Annotated in this window: 20 protein-coding genes; 4 read left to right on the forward strand and 16 right to left on the reverse strand. The window is 28.6% G+C overall.

All coding sequences use genetic code 11. The annotated features are described in order from the left end of the window. Positions 1 to 2 precede the first annotated feature (2 nt). On the reverse strand, positions 3 to 815 hold the full coding sequence (locus B5E92_RS01675; RefSeq protein ID WP_087298688.1) for a helix-turn-helix domain-containing protein: 813 nt from the start codon (positions 813 to 815) through the stop codon (positions 3 to 5). A gap of 413 nt (positions 816 to 1,228) precedes the next feature. Here B5E92_RS01675 and B5E92_RS01680 point away from each other — a divergent pair, with 413 nt between their 5' ends. Continuing rightward, complete coding sequence (locus B5E92_RS01680; protein ID WP_087298689.1) at positions 1,229 to 1,885, forward strand: DUF2238 domain-containing protein; 657 nt, start codon at positions 1,229 to 1,231, stop codon at positions 1,883 to 1,885. 46 nt (positions 1,886 to 1,931) lie between these two features. Here the strand turns inward: B5E92_RS01680 and B5E92_RS01685 are convergent, their stop codons facing one another. The 7 genes from B5E92_RS01685 to rnmV form a co-directional block, all read right to left on the reverse strand. Beyond that, positions 1,932 to 2,888 carry a ribose-phosphate pyrophosphokinase gene (locus B5E92_RS01685; RefSeq protein ID WP_087298690.1) on the reverse strand — a complete coding sequence of 319 codons (957 nt, stop codon included), beginning with the start codon at positions 2,886 to 2,888 and terminating at the stop codon, positions 1,932 to 1,934. A 9-nt stretch (positions 2,889 to 2,897) separates the two neighbouring features. After that, positions 2,898 to 4,277 (reverse strand): bifunctional UDP-N-acetylglucosamine diphosphorylase/glucosamine-1-phosphate N-acetyltransferase GlmU, encoded by a 1,380-nt coding sequence (gene glmU / locus B5E92_RS01690; RefSeq protein ID WP_087298691.1) that lies wholly within the window; start codon positions 4,275 to 4,277, stop codon positions 2,898 to 2,900. A 105-nt stretch (positions 4,278 to 4,382) separates the two neighbouring features. Then, the gene (gene ispE / locus B5E92_RS01695; protein WP_087298692.1) at positions 4,383 to 5,231 is read right to left on the reverse strand and encodes a 4-(cytidine 5'-diphospho)-2-C-methyl-D-erythritol kinase; all 849 of its coding nucleotides are present in this window, start codon (positions 5,229 to 5,231) and stop codon (positions 4,383 to 4,385) included. Between the two features lie 4 nt (positions 5,232 to 5,235). Continuing rightward, positions 5,236 to 5,979 carry a sporulation peptidase YabG gene (locus B5E92_RS01700; RefSeq protein ID WP_087298693.1) on the reverse strand — a complete coding sequence of 248 codons (744 nt, stop codon included), beginning with the start codon at positions 5,977 to 5,979 and terminating at the stop codon, positions 5,236 to 5,238. A 27-nt stretch (positions 5,980 to 6,006) separates the two neighbouring features. Next, positions 6,007 to 6,813, reverse strand: a complete 807-nt coding sequence (rsmA, locus tag B5E92_RS01705; RefSeq protein WP_087298694.1) for a 16S rRNA (adenine(1518)-N(6)/adenine(1519)-N(6))-dimethyltransferase RsmA — start codon at positions 6,811 to 6,813, stop codon at positions 6,007 to 6,009. 7 nt (positions 6,814 to 6,820) lie between these two features. Next, on the reverse strand, positions 6,821 to 7,354 hold the full coding sequence (locus tag B5E92_RS01710) for a hypothetical protein (protein ID WP_087298695.1): 534 nt from the start codon (positions 7,352 to 7,354) through the stop codon (positions 6,821 to 6,823). Then, a complete protein-coding gene (gene rnmV / locus B5E92_RS01715; RefSeq protein WP_087298696.1) occupies positions 7,335 to 7,871 on the reverse strand; it encodes a ribonuclease M5 in 537 nt (178 codons plus the stop codon). Before rnmV ends, B5E92_RS01710 begins: the two co-directional genes overlap by 20 nt. A 184-nt stretch (positions 7,872 to 8,055) precedes the next feature. On the opposite strand from rnmV, the gene B5E92_RS01720 reads away from it, so the two are divergent. Both B5E92_RS01720 and B5E92_RS01725 read left to right on the forward strand, forming a co-directional pair. Next, the gene (locus tag B5E92_RS01720) at positions 8,056 to 8,964 is read left to right on the forward strand and encodes an HD-GYP domain-containing protein (RefSeq protein WP_087298697.1); all 909 of its coding nucleotides are present in this window, start codon (positions 8,056 to 8,058) and stop codon (positions 8,962 to 8,964) included. Between the two features lie 111 nt (positions 8,965 to 9,075). Continuing rightward, positions 9,076 to 10,413, forward strand: a complete 1,338-nt coding sequence (locus B5E92_RS01725) for an MATE family efflux transporter (RefSeq protein ID WP_087298698.1) — start codon at positions 9,076 to 9,078, stop codon at positions 10,411 to 10,413. Positions 10,414 to 10,456: 43 nt separating this feature from the next. Here B5E92_RS01725 and B5E92_RS01730 read toward each other — a convergent pair whose 3' ends face one another. The 7 genes from B5E92_RS01730 to trxB form a co-directional block, all read right to left on the reverse strand. Then, on the reverse strand, positions 10,457 to 10,738 hold the full coding sequence (locus B5E92_RS01730) for a hypothetical protein (RefSeq protein WP_087298699.1): 282 nt from the start codon (positions 10,736 to 10,738) through the stop codon (positions 10,457 to 10,459). A 38-nt stretch (positions 10,739 to 10,776) separates the two neighbouring features. Next, on the reverse strand, positions 10,777 to 10,989 hold the full coding sequence (locus tag B5E92_RS01735; RefSeq protein WP_087298700.1) for a helix-turn-helix domain-containing protein: 213 nt from the start codon (positions 10,987 to 10,989) through the stop codon (positions 10,777 to 10,779). After that, positions 10,990 to 11,937, reverse strand: a complete 948-nt coding sequence (gene whiA, locus B5E92_RS01740; protein ID WP_087298701.1) for a DNA-binding protein WhiA — start codon at positions 11,935 to 11,937, stop codon at positions 10,990 to 10,992. It lies immediately after the preceding gene. Between the two features lie 5 nt (positions 11,938 to 11,942). Beyond that, positions 11,943 to 12,791, reverse strand: coding sequence for an RNase adapter RapZ (rapZ, locus tag B5E92_RS01745; RefSeq protein WP_087298702.1), 849 nt, complete (start codon positions 12,789 to 12,791; stop codon positions 11,943 to 11,945). A gap of 141 nt (positions 12,792 to 12,932) precedes the next feature. After that, positions 12,933 to 13,856, reverse strand: coding sequence for a hypothetical protein (locus B5E92_RS01750; protein ID WP_087298703.1), 924 nt, complete (start codon positions 13,854 to 13,856; stop codon positions 12,933 to 12,935). Between the two features lie 45 nt (positions 13,857 to 13,901). Next, entirely contained in the window at positions 13,902 to 14,480 is a 579-nt protein-coding gene (locus B5E92_RS01755) for a uracil-DNA glycosylase family protein (protein ID WP_087298704.1), read from the reverse strand. A gap of 39 nt (positions 14,481 to 14,519) precedes the next feature. Beyond that, entirely contained in the window at positions 14,520 to 15,428 is a 909-nt protein-coding gene (gene trxB / locus B5E92_RS01760) for a thioredoxin-disulfide reductase (protein WP_087298705.1), read from the reverse strand. A 138-nt stretch (positions 15,429 to 15,566) separates the two neighbouring features. Between trxB and bilS the strand changes: the two genes are divergently transcribed. After that, positions 15,567 to 16,073 carry a flavodoxin family protein BilS gene (gene bilS / locus B5E92_RS01765; RefSeq protein WP_087298706.1) on the forward strand — a complete coding sequence of 169 codons (507 nt, stop codon included), beginning with the start codon at positions 15,567 to 15,569 and terminating at the stop codon, positions 16,071 to 16,073. Between the two features lie 92 nt (positions 16,074 to 16,165). Here bilS and B5E92_RS01770 read toward each other — a convergent pair whose 3' ends face one another. Then, positions 16,166 to 17,587, reverse strand: a complete 1,422-nt coding sequence (locus B5E92_RS01770; protein ID WP_158095178.1) for an ROK family protein — start codon at positions 17,585 to 17,587, stop codon at positions 16,166 to 16,168. Between the last annotated feature and the right edge of the window lie 67 nt (positions 17,588 to 17,654).

The raw sequence follows: 17,654 nt of genomic DNA on the forward strand, positions 1-17,654 counted from the left end.
CATTATTTAAAAATAATTGTTAAAATCACTTCATTTTCTGGTATATGAATAATTCCGACATCTACTTTAACTATAATTTTAATCGATGCTTGTAACATTCTTTCTTCCTTACTATAAAAAAACCGTAATTTAGAGATCGGTATAACAAAATTACCACGAATAAAATGACTTGATATAAATTGATTTTCAATTTCATATTTCAATGATTCCAATTTCCCTTTCAATACCATCTTACCACTTAACGAAACATGTTCAACTTCTTTAGGTTTAAGAATCAATTGACCATAACCTTGTTTAATTTCTAAAACACCGGGATGATAAAAAACTTCATTAGCCATAGAAATCCCCACACGATCTTTTTTATACACTGTAAATGCAAAAGAATATTCACCGTCATCTAGATTAACACTAAGCATATCGCCACTAATTTCTTTAACATTTGCAATTAATTTGAATAATTTCTCTTTACTAGTATTAGTTACTAATTTCCGTCTTGTTTCATCACTCAATGTCAATACTAATAACAAAGCCTCTTGATACGCTTGTTCTTCATTAAAATCAGCACTATCCTGGAGCCATTTCGATAACTTATTAATGTCGTACTTATATCTTTTTGCCATTTGACAACCCTGACAAGATAGTTTTCCTTTCCCTTTTTCTAATAAAAGTCCTTCTTGATAAAAAGTATTTAAAACACGACTAATTGTTGATTTGGATATATTCATTTCCTGAGCAATTCTAGTAATCGTATAGCCTTTATCCTTATAATCGTATAAAAAAAGTAAGTATGTTAGTTTTTCTTTTGTTAATTGCATGTCATGCTCCTTTATATAAATTATAGTTAGTTAGCGCTAACTATATTACCCTTATTAGTTTAATATTGCAATAATAAATTGTTTCAACTAAACAAAAGAGATAATTTTTCAATTAAATATAAACTTTTTTAGCAAAATAGATATGATTAGCGTATATAACAACTTTAAAACATTAATAATTAACGTGATAAACATTAAAAAGTATGTTATCCTTAAAAGAGAACAATAAAATAATCCATTTATTATTTCAACTAAATTAAACCAAAAAAGCTATCATAACTGTTAAAATAGGTTAATGACTTACCATAATTAATACCTTGCAAAATCATCAAAGATGATATAAATCATACATTATCTATTTAAATAAGTTGAAAATCCATCATTAAAAACATATTATACGAGGAGATGGGCAGATGAAAAAAACAAGTAGCAAATTAGTATTTTATTTAATGACCGGTATTTATATTATTACTTTAACAGGATCATTTATTTATAATTATCTAAATGGTAATCAACAGGCTTTTTATATGGGAATCGTTGCTTGTTTAACACCGTGGCTTTTCCCAGCGCTTATGCACATTTTAAAGATTAAAATGACCGATGAAGTCAAAATATTGAACGTAGTCTTTATCTATTTTGCATCTTTAATTGGTAGCTGTTTAGGTGGCTATCATGTCGCATATTTTGATAAAATTGTTCATTTTTTCAGCGGTATTCTTGCTAGTATTTTTGCTGTTTTTATTTTTACTCTTATTAAAAAGCAAACACATATTAGCAATAAACAGGATTACATTATCTTTTTAATTTTTATTGTTGCTGTTAATTTATCTATTGCTGTTATATGGGAATTCTATGAATATGGAATGTTAATTTTCTTTAATAATGATTGTATCAATCATTATTCTACTGGAGTTCATGATTCTTTAACTGATATGATCTGTGCTTTCTTGGGTGGGTTAATCGTCCTTGGATATGTTATTTCTTATTATCGTAAAGATAAGCAAAACTGGGTTATCAATATGGTACAGCGTTTCTATAACAAAAATATTAAAACATTTAGTAAATTGTAGAAAAAAGCTATTATTTAATCAATGATTAAATAATAGCTAATTTTTTTTATTTATCAAAATCAAACATTTGGAAAACATCAGAAACCGGTAAGCAGTTTTCAATATTTTCGATTGTTTTAGCTAGTAACCCAGCTACAGAAACGATTTTTAATTTAGAAAACATTTTTTCTTCTGGTAATTTAATTGTATCTGTAACAACTACTTCATCAGCAGATGAGTTTTGTAGTCTTTCAACTGCTGGTCCAGAGAAAACTGGATGCGTACAAGCTACAGAAATTGATTTAGCACCTTTTTCTTTTAACATTTCAATTCCCGCAACAATTGTACCACCTGTATCAATCATATCATCAATCATGATACAGTTTTTACCTGATACATCACCTAATACCCCCATGATTTCTGCTACATTTGGTTTAGGTCTTCTTTTATCAATAATAGCTACTGGTGCATCTAAAGCTACTGCTAATTTACGAGCGCGAGTTGCTCCACCATGATCTGGAGAAACAACACAAATATCTTCCATATTTTTTCTTTTAAAATAATTAGAAATTAATGGTAATGCTTGCATTTCATCAACAGGAATATCAAAGAATCCCTGAATTTGAGCTGCATGTAAGTCAACAGTAACAACACGTGTTACCCCTGCTACCGTTAATAAATCAGCAACTAATTTTGAAGTAATTGGTTGTCTTGGTTTAGCTTTACGATCTTGTCTTGCATATCCAAAATATGGAATAATAGCTGTAATTTCTTTAGCTGAAGCTCTTTTTAAAGCATCAACTAAAACTAAGATTTCCATTAAATTTTCAGTAACTGGATTTGAAGTTGATTGAACAATAAAAACATCTTTTCCACGTACTGATTCATCAATTTCAACCAAAATTTCACCATCTGCAAAATGATGTACTTTACTTTTTCCTACTTTAGTTCCTAATTTTTCTGCAATATCATTAGCTAATTCTTTACTAGCTGATAACGAAAAAACAGTAATTTTGTTCTTCATCTTATTCTCCTATTTTCCTTTTTGATTTCTCTTTTCTTCTAATACCTTAGCGTAACCTTCTTTATTTACTTGTCTTGCTCTAGCGATTGCCATAGCGTCGTCATTAACTTGATCAGTAATTGTTGATCCAGCAGCGACATAAGCATTTGCACCAACTGATACTGGTGCCACTAGATTACTATTACATCCAATAAATGCATTATCACCGATAATAGTTTGATATTTATTTTTACCATCATAATTAGATGTTATAGTTCCACAACCCATGTTAACGTTGCTTCCAACTGTTGCATCGCCAACATATGTTAAATGTGAAGCCTTGCTTCCTTTTCCAAAAACAGCTTTTTTCATTTCTACAAAGTTACCCATATGAGCATTTTCCATAATATGACAATTTGTTCTAAGTCTTGCAAATGGTCCAATATCAACGCCATTTTCAATAATAGAATCAGAAATAACTGAGAATTTAATTTCTACATTATCTTTGATTTCAACATTATCAAATTCACAATAAGGACCTATATGACAATTATTGCCAATCTTTGTTTTACCTTTAATAATACATCCTGGTTCAATTGTTGTATCACTACCGATTTCAACATCAACACCAATATAAGTATTATTAATATCGATAATATTAACACCATTTAATAAATGCTGTTTGTTTACTTTTAACTGTAATGTTTTAGTAGCCTCAGCTAATTCAACGCGATCATTAATACCACCGACTTCAGCTAAATCAGCAATTTTATAACCACCAACTTTTAAGTTGTCGTTATTCATAATTTCGATAACATCAGTAATATAATATTCGTTTTGAGCATTGTTGTTAGTAACTTTTTCTAATGCCTGGAATAAAGCCTGGTTGTCAAAACAGTATTCTCCACAATTCATCTCACTAATTTGAATTTGTTCAGGAGTACAATCTTTAAATTCTACAATACCTTTAACCTGATCATTTTCACGAATTACACGACCAAATTTTTTATCTAAATCACAATCACAAGTCATAATAGTTCCCTTTAAATGATTATCATTATGATAAGCAATTAAATCTTGTAATGTTTTACTAGTAATAAGTGGAGCATCTCCATTTAAAACAACTGTAGTTCCTTCTTTATTGGCTAAAGCTTCTTTACATTGCATTAATGCATGTCCAGTTCCTAACTGCTGATGTTGATAAACAATATTGACATCATCTAATAATTTTTCAACTTCATTTGCTTTATGACCAACGATAACATAAATCTCATCTACGCCAACCTGTTTCAATTCATCAACAATATGATTGATCATTGGCTTATACAAAACCTCATGAACAACTTTAGGTTTATCAGATTTCATTCTGGTTCCTTTACCAGCTGCCATTACTACCGCATATGTTCTCATTTTCACACCTCTTTTTTCAACAACATAATAACAAAAAATTAACATTAGTTAAAGGAAAAAAGCTAAAAACTAGCGATAAATTGTATCTCTTTTCTAATATTTAGTTTATAATTCATTTAATATTTCAGTTTTTCTGACAAAATAATACTTTCCTCTAAAAAAATTATAGCCATTTTCTAGTATTTCTTCATCACGAGTCAAACCAAAAACAGTCGATCCGCTTCCCGACATTAAAGCTCCATCAAAACCTAATTCCATTAATTCTTTTTTTATTTGTTCAATTTCTGGCACCATATCAATTGAAGGAGCCTCTAATGTATTTTGAAGATTATCAATTACTGTCTGATAATCATCTTCTTCAATTCCTTTGATCATCAAACGACAATCTTGATGGCTGGCTTTTGTTAAATCAAGACTATTAAAACATTTTTTAGTAGAAACACCTCGTTTAGGTTTTACTAATAATACTTTACAATTAAATGGATGTTCTATAAATTCTAATCGCTCTCCAATTCCTTGAACAAAAGCAATTTTTTGATAAATACAAAATGGAATATCAGCCCCTACTTCTTTACCTAATGATGCCATTTGCTCCAATGTTAAATTTAAATGAAATAATTGATTCATCGCTTTAATTACTGCTGCGCCATCACTGCTTCCTCCAGCCAATCCGGCTTGAGTTGGAATATGTTTATAAACAAAAATCTTAACACCTTTTTTTATCTGATAACGTTCTTTCATCAAAGCGGCCACTTTATACATAATATTCCGATTATCAGTTGGCATAATTTTACTATTTGAAGCTATTTCAATACCACTATCAATAATATTAATATAAATTAAATCATGTAGTGTAATTGGTGCCATTATCATTTCTAATTCATGATAACCATCTTCTCTTTTTCTAATTACATCTAACGCTAAATTAATTTTTGCATATGCTCTTATTTTCATTACTTCACCTACTTGCTGGATAAATTTTACGTGCCACTCCTCTAGTATCAATGCCACCAATACCTAATTGCTTATTAGATGTTTTAGCCACAATTTTTTCTAAATCAACATAGTTTTTTATACTTGCATTGGCTATTTGGCTAACAACAAATACTGGATCTAAAGCATGAATATTTTTGCGACTAGGACTTGAAGCAAAATTGGCGCCGCTAGCTAATAATAATTCATAATATGACTGACAAGCACCTGCAAAAATAATTAAACTATCTTTATCATCTTCATACAAACGTGCTTGTCTAATTGCCTCAACAAAATCTTTTGAATGTAAATAACAATTAATATCATGACGGTTACCATTTTTCTTCATCGCATCATGTCCAGTAATAACTAACAAATTAGGGCGATGTTTTTCTAGTAAAGGAATGATTTTTTCTTTAATTTCAGTTTCTTTCATATAATAACCATGAACATTAATATTAAATTCTTTATACTTCTTTAAACACATTTTTAAATAATCTTTATCCCCATCAATGTGTAAAACACTACCTTTTAAACATGGTTTATTTTCAACTAAAATATCATTTTTCTCACCACTAAAATCACTTAACTCCAAATCACTTTCTTCACTATCAGCTATTAAGCGATATTCAATCCCCGTTAAATAATAGATTCCATCTTTTATATCTGTAATGCGAAAACAAATATCTTTTCCATATTTTTTTCGACAAACAATATCACCTATTTTCATCTATAATCACCACTTTATTATATGAAATTAAATAAATTTGGTGATATTTTTAAAATCTTCCAACGCTAATTCTTCACTTCTTTTACTGCTTTCTATCTTAGCATTATCTAAAATCTCCTGGGCATTATCATAATGTTGTTTTAAATTATTTAAAATTGTCTTTCTTCTTTGTTTAAAACAAACCTTTAATACTTCATACAACTTTAAATCCGCTTCTTTTTTTATATCAATGGCAATAACTGCTGAATCAACGTGTGGTGCCGGGATAAAAACGTTTTTACTAACTGTAAATAAATAATCAATTGATCCCATATCTTCGATCATCATCATTAGAGGATTTTTTAATGATCCTGTCATTTTTAAAGCCACTTCTTTTTGAATCATTACAACAATTTTATCAATTTTACAATTACTCAAAAGAACCTTTTCAATAATCGGAGTAGTAATATAATATGGCAAATTAGCAATTAAATATACTTGGTCAAATTCCTCTCTCAAATCTAAAACAACTTTGGCAATATCCTGTTCCATAAAATCACCAAAAATAATATTCAAATTATCAAAATTCAAATAATCACGATAAACTGGTTTAAAACGTTCATCGATTTCAAAGCTAATTACTTTACCGCTTTGTAAAGCTAATCTTTGTGTTAATGCCCCTATTCCTGGACCAACTTCGATAACTGCTGTTTTTTTATTGATATCCACACTTGTTATGATCTTATCAATAATATTGATATCGATTAAAAAGTTTTGACCAAATTTCTTTAATGCTCCTAATTGATATTTTTCTAATATTTCTTTTGTTGTAGCTATAGTTGCAATATCTTTCATTTTTACTTTATACCCTTATTCTAAAAATTTTACCATTTCTTTTAAAATCACCATTATCGCTTACTGTTGTATAACTGCCAATTTCTTGCCCTAAGCGCTGATATAAACTAAAAGCCTGAGGATGTGATGATTTTAAATACATATATTCTTTATTTTGATAATATGGTAAGATGATTTCTTTTAACCAATAAGTACCATTTCCACGTCCTAATGGCGAAATATGAAAATAATTTAAAACAATATCATTATCATTAGTTTTGAAAAATTCCTGATCAAAAAATTTTATTGAATCAATCTTTCCTGACGAAATCATTGCTATTCCCAAGCATTGCTTATCTTTATACATAAGATGATATTCTACTTTTATATCAGGATCTTTTTGTAGTTTATGAATTAACTCATTACAATGATATACTTCATTATAGTCATCAAAATTATTTTGATATTTAACTTTTAAATTATCAATAATCGCATTTAAATATTCTCCTTTAAATACATCACTAACAACAAAATCAAATCCATTATGACTTGCAATTTTCATCTGCTAATCTCCTTAATATCTCTTCTTTAGTAATTCCTACCATATTTAACCTTTTAAATAACGTCTTTACATTCCCATATCCTAAATTAAACAAATCATATACTGCTAATCTTCTTTGTTTATTACCAATAATATCTAAATCAATAAACTCTTTCCAAGTAATACTTTCTTTATTAGCATCAAATGTTACTACATTTTCAATCGCTGCAATAACTGCTTCTTTTTTAGCTTCAGCAATCCCTAACTTCTTTTTACCTACAGCATCTTTTTTAGCAACAAAAGCATGTTTGCATTCAGGAATTTCTTTTTGAATTTGATCACGAATCTTTTTACCAGGAAAATCAGGATCAGTAAGTACAATAATCCCTCTTTTTTTACTAGCTTCTTTAATTAATGCCATTGTCTTATCATCTAAAGCTAATCCATGAGTTTCAATTGTATCAACTTCAAATAACTCTTTTAATAAAGCCGTATCTGTTTTTCCTTCAACTACAACAATTTCTTTTATCTTTTTCATAACTTTATTTAAATTACTAATCCTCCTTCGACTACTTTAAAATATGTGACTATCATACAATAACAGTTCCATCAAAACAACAGTTCCTATTGTTAATTATAACGATAACAACCATAAAATAAAAGGTTATAAATTGACATCATAAAATTCATTAGTTACAATTTACTGTTAAGAGGAATACATTATGGAAATAAAAAATAATAATATTCTACCAAAAAAAACTATTTTTAATGGTAATAGTTTTGAACTATTATATTCAAACCCTAATTTAGAAATTATTAAAGGAAATTTAAAGGCTAATACTTTTGATATCATTAAACCTGTTTATAAATCAGAAAGTGTTAAAAATATTTTTATTTTAACTGGTAAAATAGCTGTTGATTATTATCAAGAAAAGCCGTTAATATTATCTAATAATGATACTTTAACTTTGACAAATAAAAGCAATAATCATCTTTTTAAAGCAATTGAAGATACTGTTATCTTAGTTATTTGTAATTATCAAGGTTTTAATCAAAAAATGGATCAATTAGAACAATTATCCAATATTCTTACAAAACTGCACCAAAAAGATGTCAAAACTAAAGAGCATTGTTTACGAGTCCAGCAATTAACAATGAAAATTGCTGATGAATTAAATATTCATAATAATTTATTATCTGATTTATTTTATGCCGCTTGTTTTCATGACGTAGGAAAAATAGCTATTCCAACTGAAATTTTATTAAAACCCGGTCCTTTAAACGATCAAGAAAAAGAAATTATTAAAAAACATCCTCAAATATCATATCAAATGATCAAAGATATTCTTAGTAACGAAGCTAGTCAAATGGTTTTCCAACACCATGAAAGAATCGATGGCAGCGGTTATCCCCAAGGACTTGCTGGTGATAAAATAAATTTAGGAGCTAAAATTATTGCTGTAGCAGACGCTTATGATGCCTTAGTTACTAGCCGGCCATATTGTGGCAGTATGGAAGTTAATGAAGCTATCACAATTTTAAAACAATTTGAATCAACTCATTATGATAAGCAAATTATAAACGCACTAATAAGCCGTTTAAAAAAAGATAACTTATTGACAAGTAAATAAGATTAAGATAATATATGATAGCTATTGAAAGAATAAAACTTTTAGAGCTATAGATTTTCTCGTTTCTGATTATTAAACGAGAACTATAGCTCTTTTTTTAGGAGGAATTTTATGAATCAAACATATAATGAAATGGCGAGTAAACCCGTTTTTCCATTATTGATGAAAATGGCAATCCCACCGATGATTTCCATGCTGATCCAATCTTTGTATAACATTGTTGATAGTATTTTTGTCGCTAAAATAGGTGAAGAAGCTTTAACTGCTTTATCACTTGCCTATCCCCTGCAAAATCTATCACTAGCCTGTTCAGTCGGTATTGGAGTTGCTATTAATGCCTTGATTGCTAAAAACCTAGGTGCCAAGCAAAATAATGAAGCCAATAATATCTGTGATCATGGTATTGTTTTAGCTTTATTCCATTCTTTACTATTTGTCCTAATGGGTATCTTTTTGATGAAACCGTTCTTTATGTTATTTACTAATGACCCATTAGTTTTACAATATGGTATCACTTATGGAAGTATTGTTATTACTTTTACTTTCGGTTCAATAATTCACATTACCATTGAAAAGATGTTCCAGGCTACTGGTAATATGATTATCCCTATGTTTCTTCAAGGAATTGGAGCTATCATTAATATAATTCTTGATCCAATTTTAATTTTTGGTATTAATGGTTATTTTGAAATGGGTGTTGCTGGAGCTGCAATTGCTACAATAATCGGTCAAATGACTGCTTGTTTACTAGCTATTATTTTATTTATTAAAACATCGGATTTAAAAATTTCATTTAAGAATTTTAAGTTAAATAAACAAACGATCATTAAAATCTATTCTATTGGTATTCCTTCTGGAATAATGCAAGGATTACCATCATTATTAGTTTCTTTATTAAATGGTATTTTAGCAACCGTATCTCAAAGTGCAATTGCCTTTTTTGGAGTTTATTATAAACTACAATCATTTATTTATATGCCAGCAAACGGTTTAATTCAAGGAATGCGACCACTAATCAGTTATAACTTTGGTGCTAATCACCTTAATCGAGTTAAAGAAATTATCAAAGTTTCAATTATTTGTAATGGTATTATTTTATCTTTAGGAACAGTCCTCTTCTTTGTTTTCCCAGAACCAATTTTATCATGGTTTAGTGCAACTGATGAATTATTGAAAATTGGTATTAGTGGTTTAAGAATAATTTCATTTAGTTTTATTGTATCAACTATTGGCGTTGTTATTTCTGGGGTATTTGAAGCATTAGGTAATGGCCGCAATTCTTTAACTATCTCACTATTAAGACAATTTATCATTACTTTACCATTATCATACGTTTTATTACAGTTAGTTGGTTTAAATGGGGTATGGACTACTTTTGTTATCGCTGAAACGATTGCTAGTATAATTGCCTGGTTATTATTAAAGAAAGAATTTAAGAGTTATCAATAAATCTACCAATTGGTAGATTTTTTGTTTATAAAAAAGGATGACCCTAGTCATCCTCAAATTCTTTGTAGTCAACATCAATAATATCTTCACTACCACGACGATATTGCTGTTGGCTATAATATGCCTTTTCTTGTTCTTCAGCTTTTCTTTTTAATTCTTCTTGATATTTTTCAACTTTTTTAGCATATGTACGCTTTTTTATTGCCGAATAAATTAATAAAGCAGCAATAATTATCCAGGTAATCGGACTAGTTAATATATTAAAGATTAAACTTAATATTACAAAGATAATCAAAATTATTAAAATCGCATAATATATTGGCAATCAAATCAACTCCTTTACATCTATATCATACATATTTATTATTTAAAATCAAATAATTCTTTGATATTAACTGAAAAACCCTTGGAAATTTTTTCAATTGATTTTAAAGAAATATTACGTGTACCACGCTCAACATCAGAAATATAGTTTTTTGATAAACCGCACCGAAAAGCTAACTCTTCTTGAGAAATTCCTTGTTTTACACGTAATTCTTTGATTCGATGACCAAATCTTACTTCTATTTTATCCATTTAATCACTCTCCATCTGGATCAACCTTTTGGCTTCATCACTAATTTTTTTAAATCGATGATGCAAACCAGATTTACTAATTGTTTCTCCAGTTTTTTCATAATAAGCTTCCGTTAATTCATTTAAAGAATACTCCGGATTTTCTTTTCTTATCATTGCTACATTTCTAGTTTTTTCATCTAACATATCTAACCCAGAAAACATCTCAATTATTTCAATATCTTGTAACTGACGATTAGCCGTAGCTAATGTTTTTACCTCATTAGCAATATCACAATTATTCCAGCGATTTACTGTATTTGACATATTCCGATCTATTCTAGTACTTTCAAAATTCATTACTGATTGACTAGCACCAATAGCTCTTAAAAAATCTCCAATCTTTTCTGATGATTTTAAATATACAACATACTTATTACGACGTTTAATAACCTTTGCGTTTAATTCATAGGAATTAATCAAATCAGCAATAAACTTAGCATAATCTTCTTCATTAAAACTCATTTCTAGATGATAATTAGAAGTTTCAGGGTTATTTACACTACCACATGATAAAAAAGCTCCTGCTAAATATGCTCGTTTACAGCAATCTTTTTTAATTATTTTAGGATTAGGTATTTGACTAAAACCTAATCCTTGTAGTAAAGATAAATCATCCAGTATCTCCCTTGCTTTAGTAACTCTTAAAATATAAACATTATTTTTCTTTAGTTTCATCTTTCGAGATACCAAAAACTCAATTTGCGGATCGTATTCTTCTTTTAACATCTTATGAATTTTTGAAGCAATTTTAGCATTTTCTGTTCTAATCGTTAAAGAAAGCCCACTATTTGATAAAGATAAAACACCATTTATTTTAATAACTGCACAAAGCATTGCCCTTTGACAACACGATTCAAAATCATTAAATACAACTTCCTCTTTGACAACTCGTGAAAAAGATACCATTTTTATTAATGATCAGCATCGCGATGCAAACGATGCACCTGATAATATTTACTATAATGATCAGCAAAATAGTTAGTCAAAGAAACTGAACGATGTTGCCCGCCAGTACAGCCAATTCCAACAATTAAATGCATTTTTCCTTCTTTATCATATTCATTTAATAAATAATCTAATAAATCCAGCATTTTCTTAATAAATATCTGGGTCTCTTCTTTTTCAATTACATAATCATAAACTGCTTTATCATTGCCTGTTAAATTACGTAATTCTTCTACATAAAAAGGATTAGGTAAAAAACGAACATCAAATAATAAATCAGCATCTTTAGGTACTCCATGTTTATACCCGAAAGAAACAAATGTAATTCTAAATGGATCTACTTTTCCTTTACTAAAATAATCTTCTAATAAATCCTGGAATCTAGCTCCTTTTAATTTTGTAGTATCTATTAATAAATTAGCCAATCTAGAAATCGGTTCTGCTAATCTTCTTTCAAATTCGATTGCTTCTATTAAAGAAGATGCTTTATTAGAAATTAATAATGGATGTGTTCTTCTTGTTTCCTTATATCTTTTAACCAAAACTTCATCATCACAATCCAAAAATACTACAGTTAAGTGAATCCAATCAATATTAGATAACAAACGAATTGCTTTTAAAGCATCATCAAGACTTACTGCCATGGCAACTCTTTGATATTTAGAATTGTCCTGTACTAATTCTGCAAACTCCGTTAACAATGCTACCGGATAATTATCAATACAGCGATATGCTAAGTTTTCAAAACAAGCCATAGCACTTGTCTTTCCAGCACCAGACATCCCTGTTACAATTATAATTTCAACTTGATCCATAATATCACTTCACTTTCTATTTATATTTTATCAAAAATACATCTATAAGTGTATTTTATTTTCACTATTTTCACAACTTATTTACATTAATTGGTAAAAATAAGTTCTAAGAAAATATTTTCTTAGAACTTATTATAAACATTATTGACCATTAAATTTACGTACTAATTTTTCCATCATACTTTTAGAAATTCCAAATTTACTACATAAAATATCTTCAATCTCTTCAGTAGATTTACCAGTCAACCCATTTTCATCAATACCAAATTGATTCATTATCCCTTTAACTCGATCATACATTTCACTATCACCGTGACGATACTTATCCATCATATCATCATAAAATTTCTTAGCATTTTCAATTTTCTGTTCTTCTTCTAGATCAGCTTGATTAAATACTGCTTCTACTTTTTCAAGTTCATCAATTTCATCACTATCAAGACCTAGATCATCAAAAAAAGCAAGGGCTTGATGACATAAATTCACTAACTCATATTGATAATTTTCATCATCTAATTGTTCAATCATTGATAAATCCTGATAAAATTCCTGAATTTTATTTTTTTCTATTAACGTTAGTTCAATATCTTCATACTCATCATTTTCTAAATCCTGTAAAACAATTGGTACATAATAAGCAACCTTTTCATGATTAGTCATAATCATTTCTATATCTAAATCAGTAATCTTTGATAACAAATTAACAAAAATTTCAGGATCAATCGTTTTATTAGAAAAAGCATAATTTTTATCATTGGTTTTAATAACCGCTTTTATAACGGGATCATGACGATGTTTTTCTAACGAAAGTGCAATAATATCTTGATATTTAAAACATCCAGCTTGACCAAACTTAAAATATATAGCCTCTGGTGTTATTATCATTCCCTTACTACCATCTAATTCATCACTGATATCAATAAAAGCCAATATTTCAAAAACATCAAAACTACCAAAACTATAAATGGCATTACTAATTTGACTAGGTAAATTTTCTTTGTCATAAAATTTTCCCTTAATCACTAAATCTTGATTTAATGTCGCAAACATTTCGTTATCTACCATTAAAATCCCTCCAAACTATTGAACTTATTTTACTAGAAACCTTTATTAATTGCAATTACAATAAAAAGCGATTATTTTCCGAATTTCTACCAACCTATTTTCAAACTCAGGATTTGCTTTAAACCAACGCATATTTAAAGGTGATGGATGTGGTAAAACAATTGCTAGTTTATCATTTATTTTTTGATTTTCAAAAACCAGGTCGCTAAGCTTTTGATCAGGAAAAAATAGTTTAGCACTATAGCTGCCAATAATAATATAAATCTCATTATTAACTAGTTGCATTTCTTGATGTAACCATTTTTGATAACAGCATTTTGGTGGTCGACGATCACCACCACTAGCTGCTTTTCCTGGATAACAATGCGCTAAAGACGTTAGATAAAAAATATCTTGATTATAAAAAGTTTCTTGACTAATCTGGTACCATTGCAATAACCGTTTACCACTTAAATCGCTAAATGGAACTAAACTTTGATTTACTTTATATGAAGGGGCTTGTCCAATTTGCATGATCTTAGCATTTTGATGACCCCAGACTACGGGATGAAATTCATGATTGAAATCATCTTTACAATAACGACATTTGCGTATTGCCTGCATTAACTGATCAAAATCTTTCATAGCTTACTAAAACACAGGTCGCAAAAGACCTGTGTATGATTATCTGCTTAATTTTTGCCCTACTTGCTGACCAACGATTGCCCCATCATTTGTTGCTGTAACAACCTGTCGCAATACTTTTTGACGAACATCACCAGCAGCATAAATACCATCAATTTTAGTTTCCATTAATTCATTAGTAATAATATAACCATTTTCATCAGTAATTCCTAAGTCTTTAACAAAATCAGTTACAGGATCTAATCCTACAAATGGGAAAACTCCCTTAACTTCTAATTCACTAATTTCACCAGTAACAGAATCTTCTAACGCTAATTTATCAACTTTGTTATCTTTAGCAATTAAATGATGTGGTTTTTTTAGAAAATGAATTTCAATTTTATCATTAGCTTTTACATGATCTTGAATAATTTTATCAGCTCTGAATACATCACGGCGGACAATTAAATGAACTTTAGAAGCAAACTTTGTTAAATAGATGGCTTCTTCTAACGCTGAGTTTCCACCACCGACAACAGCTACTTCTTCATCTTTAAAAAATGGTCCATCACAAACAGCACAATAAGAAACACCATGTCCTGTCAGTTCTTCTTCATTTTCAATTCCCATTTTTCTTTCTTTAGTTCCAGTAGCAATTAATACTGCTTTTGCCTGATAAGTATTATCAGTAGTTACTACTTCTTTATAGTCACCATGATCTATTATTTTAGTTACTTCTCCAAAAACTTGTTTTCCACCAAATGATAATGAATGTTCGTACATTTCATAAGCTAATTCAGGTCCTGTTTTCTTTTTTTGACCTGGATAGTTTTCAATTTCAGCACTAACGTTAAGTTTTCCTCCTGGTGCCCCAGCATCTAACATTAATACACTAGCACCAGCTCTAGTAGCATATAAACAAGCACTCATTCCTGCCGGTCCAGCTCCAATAATAATTAAATCTTCCATTTGATTCACTCCTATTTTTATATTTAATATTATCCCTTATTTTCCCTTTTAGTATAACATACCATTTTAAAAGCAATAAACAATATGCTTTATTATTTAGCCAATTAAGTTTATACTATATCTAAGAGGTGAAAATTTATGAAAGTTACGATTATTTTTGATAGTAATACTGGCAATACCAAACAAATTGCCTCATGTATTCAAGAAACATGCCAAGAGCAAAATATAGAATTAATTGAAAGTATTGATGATGCTGATTTGATTTTTTTAGGTACCTGGATTGATAAAGGAAATTGTAGTCATAAAATCCAAGAGATTTTAAAATCATTAAAAAATAAAAAGATTGCTTTTTTTGCAACCGCTGGATTTGGTGGTAGTCAAGAATATTATGATAAACTAGCAGCTCGTTTTGATATTACTGTTGATTCTAGCAATCAGATTTTAGGACATTTTTTCTGCCAAGGTAAGATGCCTCTTGCAACAAGAGAACGTTATGTCAAAATGATTCAAGAACATCCTGAAGATAAAAGGCTACAAGTTAGTCTTGATAATTTTGATGCTGCCTTAAGTCATCCTGATCAAAGCGATTTAGATAACGCTAAAAAATATGCTTTAGATATTTTAAAACAAGTAAATACAAACTAATTTAATATTAAACTTAATGGGCATTAGTGTTTGTAGCAACACTAATGCCTATTTTATATAGATAAAAATCGATATAACTAACAATAAAAAGACTATAATTTTTGTTTATTATAATCTCTTGCCCCTAATATCATCAAGCCAGCTAATATATACTCTTGTAGATGTTCCACTTTAACGATCTTAACTGTAAAATTTGCAACATCTTTATTAAATCTTTGTTCAACTTTAGTTTTTATTAAATCCACATCATTAACCATATCACTATAAATAACAAACACTTCTGGTGCGATTATACATGAGATTGTAACGATCATTTTATAAACTAACTCATTGATTCCTTCAGGGGTTTTATTTAACTCAGCTTTATTCTCAGATAGTTCTAGTGGCAGAAATTTAACTTCACCAGCCAGATGAAAATTACCTTGAATTAACTCACCATTAATTACTGTTCCTAAACCAGCATCCAAACCAATTGGCTGAAATAAAAAACAAAAAGAATCATAAATATCCTGTACACCATAATATCCAATTGCAGCTGCATTTATATCATTAGCAATAATAAATTCTTTTTGGTACTTTCGCTTTAACTCTTTTGCTAAATCAATATTATTAGCATTTACAACAAATGTACTAACAACTTTTCCTGAATCTACTACTCCAGGTAATGAAATTGCAATCTTTTCAATTTTATCATAATTAACTAAAACAATATCTAATACATCGTAAATATCTTCGATAGCAATTGTTTGTTTTATAATTTCATTTTGATAAATAATTTTTTTATTCTTATCATAAATACGATAATCAATATATACTTTGCCACTATTTTTATAAACTGATAAGCATAATATCATTGTGTCTAATTCAACATTTCTTTTAATTAATAATCGATCACTATCTTTATTTATTATATTTGTTTTATTATAATTACTAATAAATCTGATTAAGTTTAATACATCATATTTAGCAAAAACTTTAGGTGGTATTTTAAGAACCTTTTGTTCTTTCAATACTTTTTGAATATTAGCACAAAGATATGATATCTGGGGTGCTAATAAAACATAATCATAATTAAGCCCTTTTTCATAGACATCAAGATATCGTGTCGCCCTAGCTTCAATATCTAAATCTAATAGTCTTGATATTTCATTAATTTTTTCAGCAAAATAACCTGTTGTTAATCCTCCTGAACAACAAAGAAGTATCTTAGTTGATGGCGTAGTTGAAATTTTTTTAATTGTTTTTACCATTTCTTCAAAAAGATGTTTTGCGTGATGAAGATTTTTCATTTGAAAATGAAGATAAAATTCTGTTTTATGCTTTATTTTATTAACTACTGTTAATTCAATAATATTATATTTATTGAAAGTAATAATTCCTTGACTATCTTCATTTTCTAAAATAATAATCTGATGATTATCAGGATCTTGAAAGCAACGATATAACCTATTTTTTTGATTCAATATCCAATAATAAAATATTTCAGTATGAATGTCTTTTAAAAATTCATCCATCATAATTCTTCCCCAGCTTTTAATAGATTAGTTTTTATCATTTATATCGCCTCCCACATATCTTTTA

Origin of the sequence: Erysipelatoclostridium sp. An15, assembly GCF_002160675.1 — a bacterium.
GTDB lineage: Bacteria > Bacillota_I > Bacilli_A > Erysipelotrichales > Coprobacillaceae > Thomasclavelia > Thomasclavelia merdavium.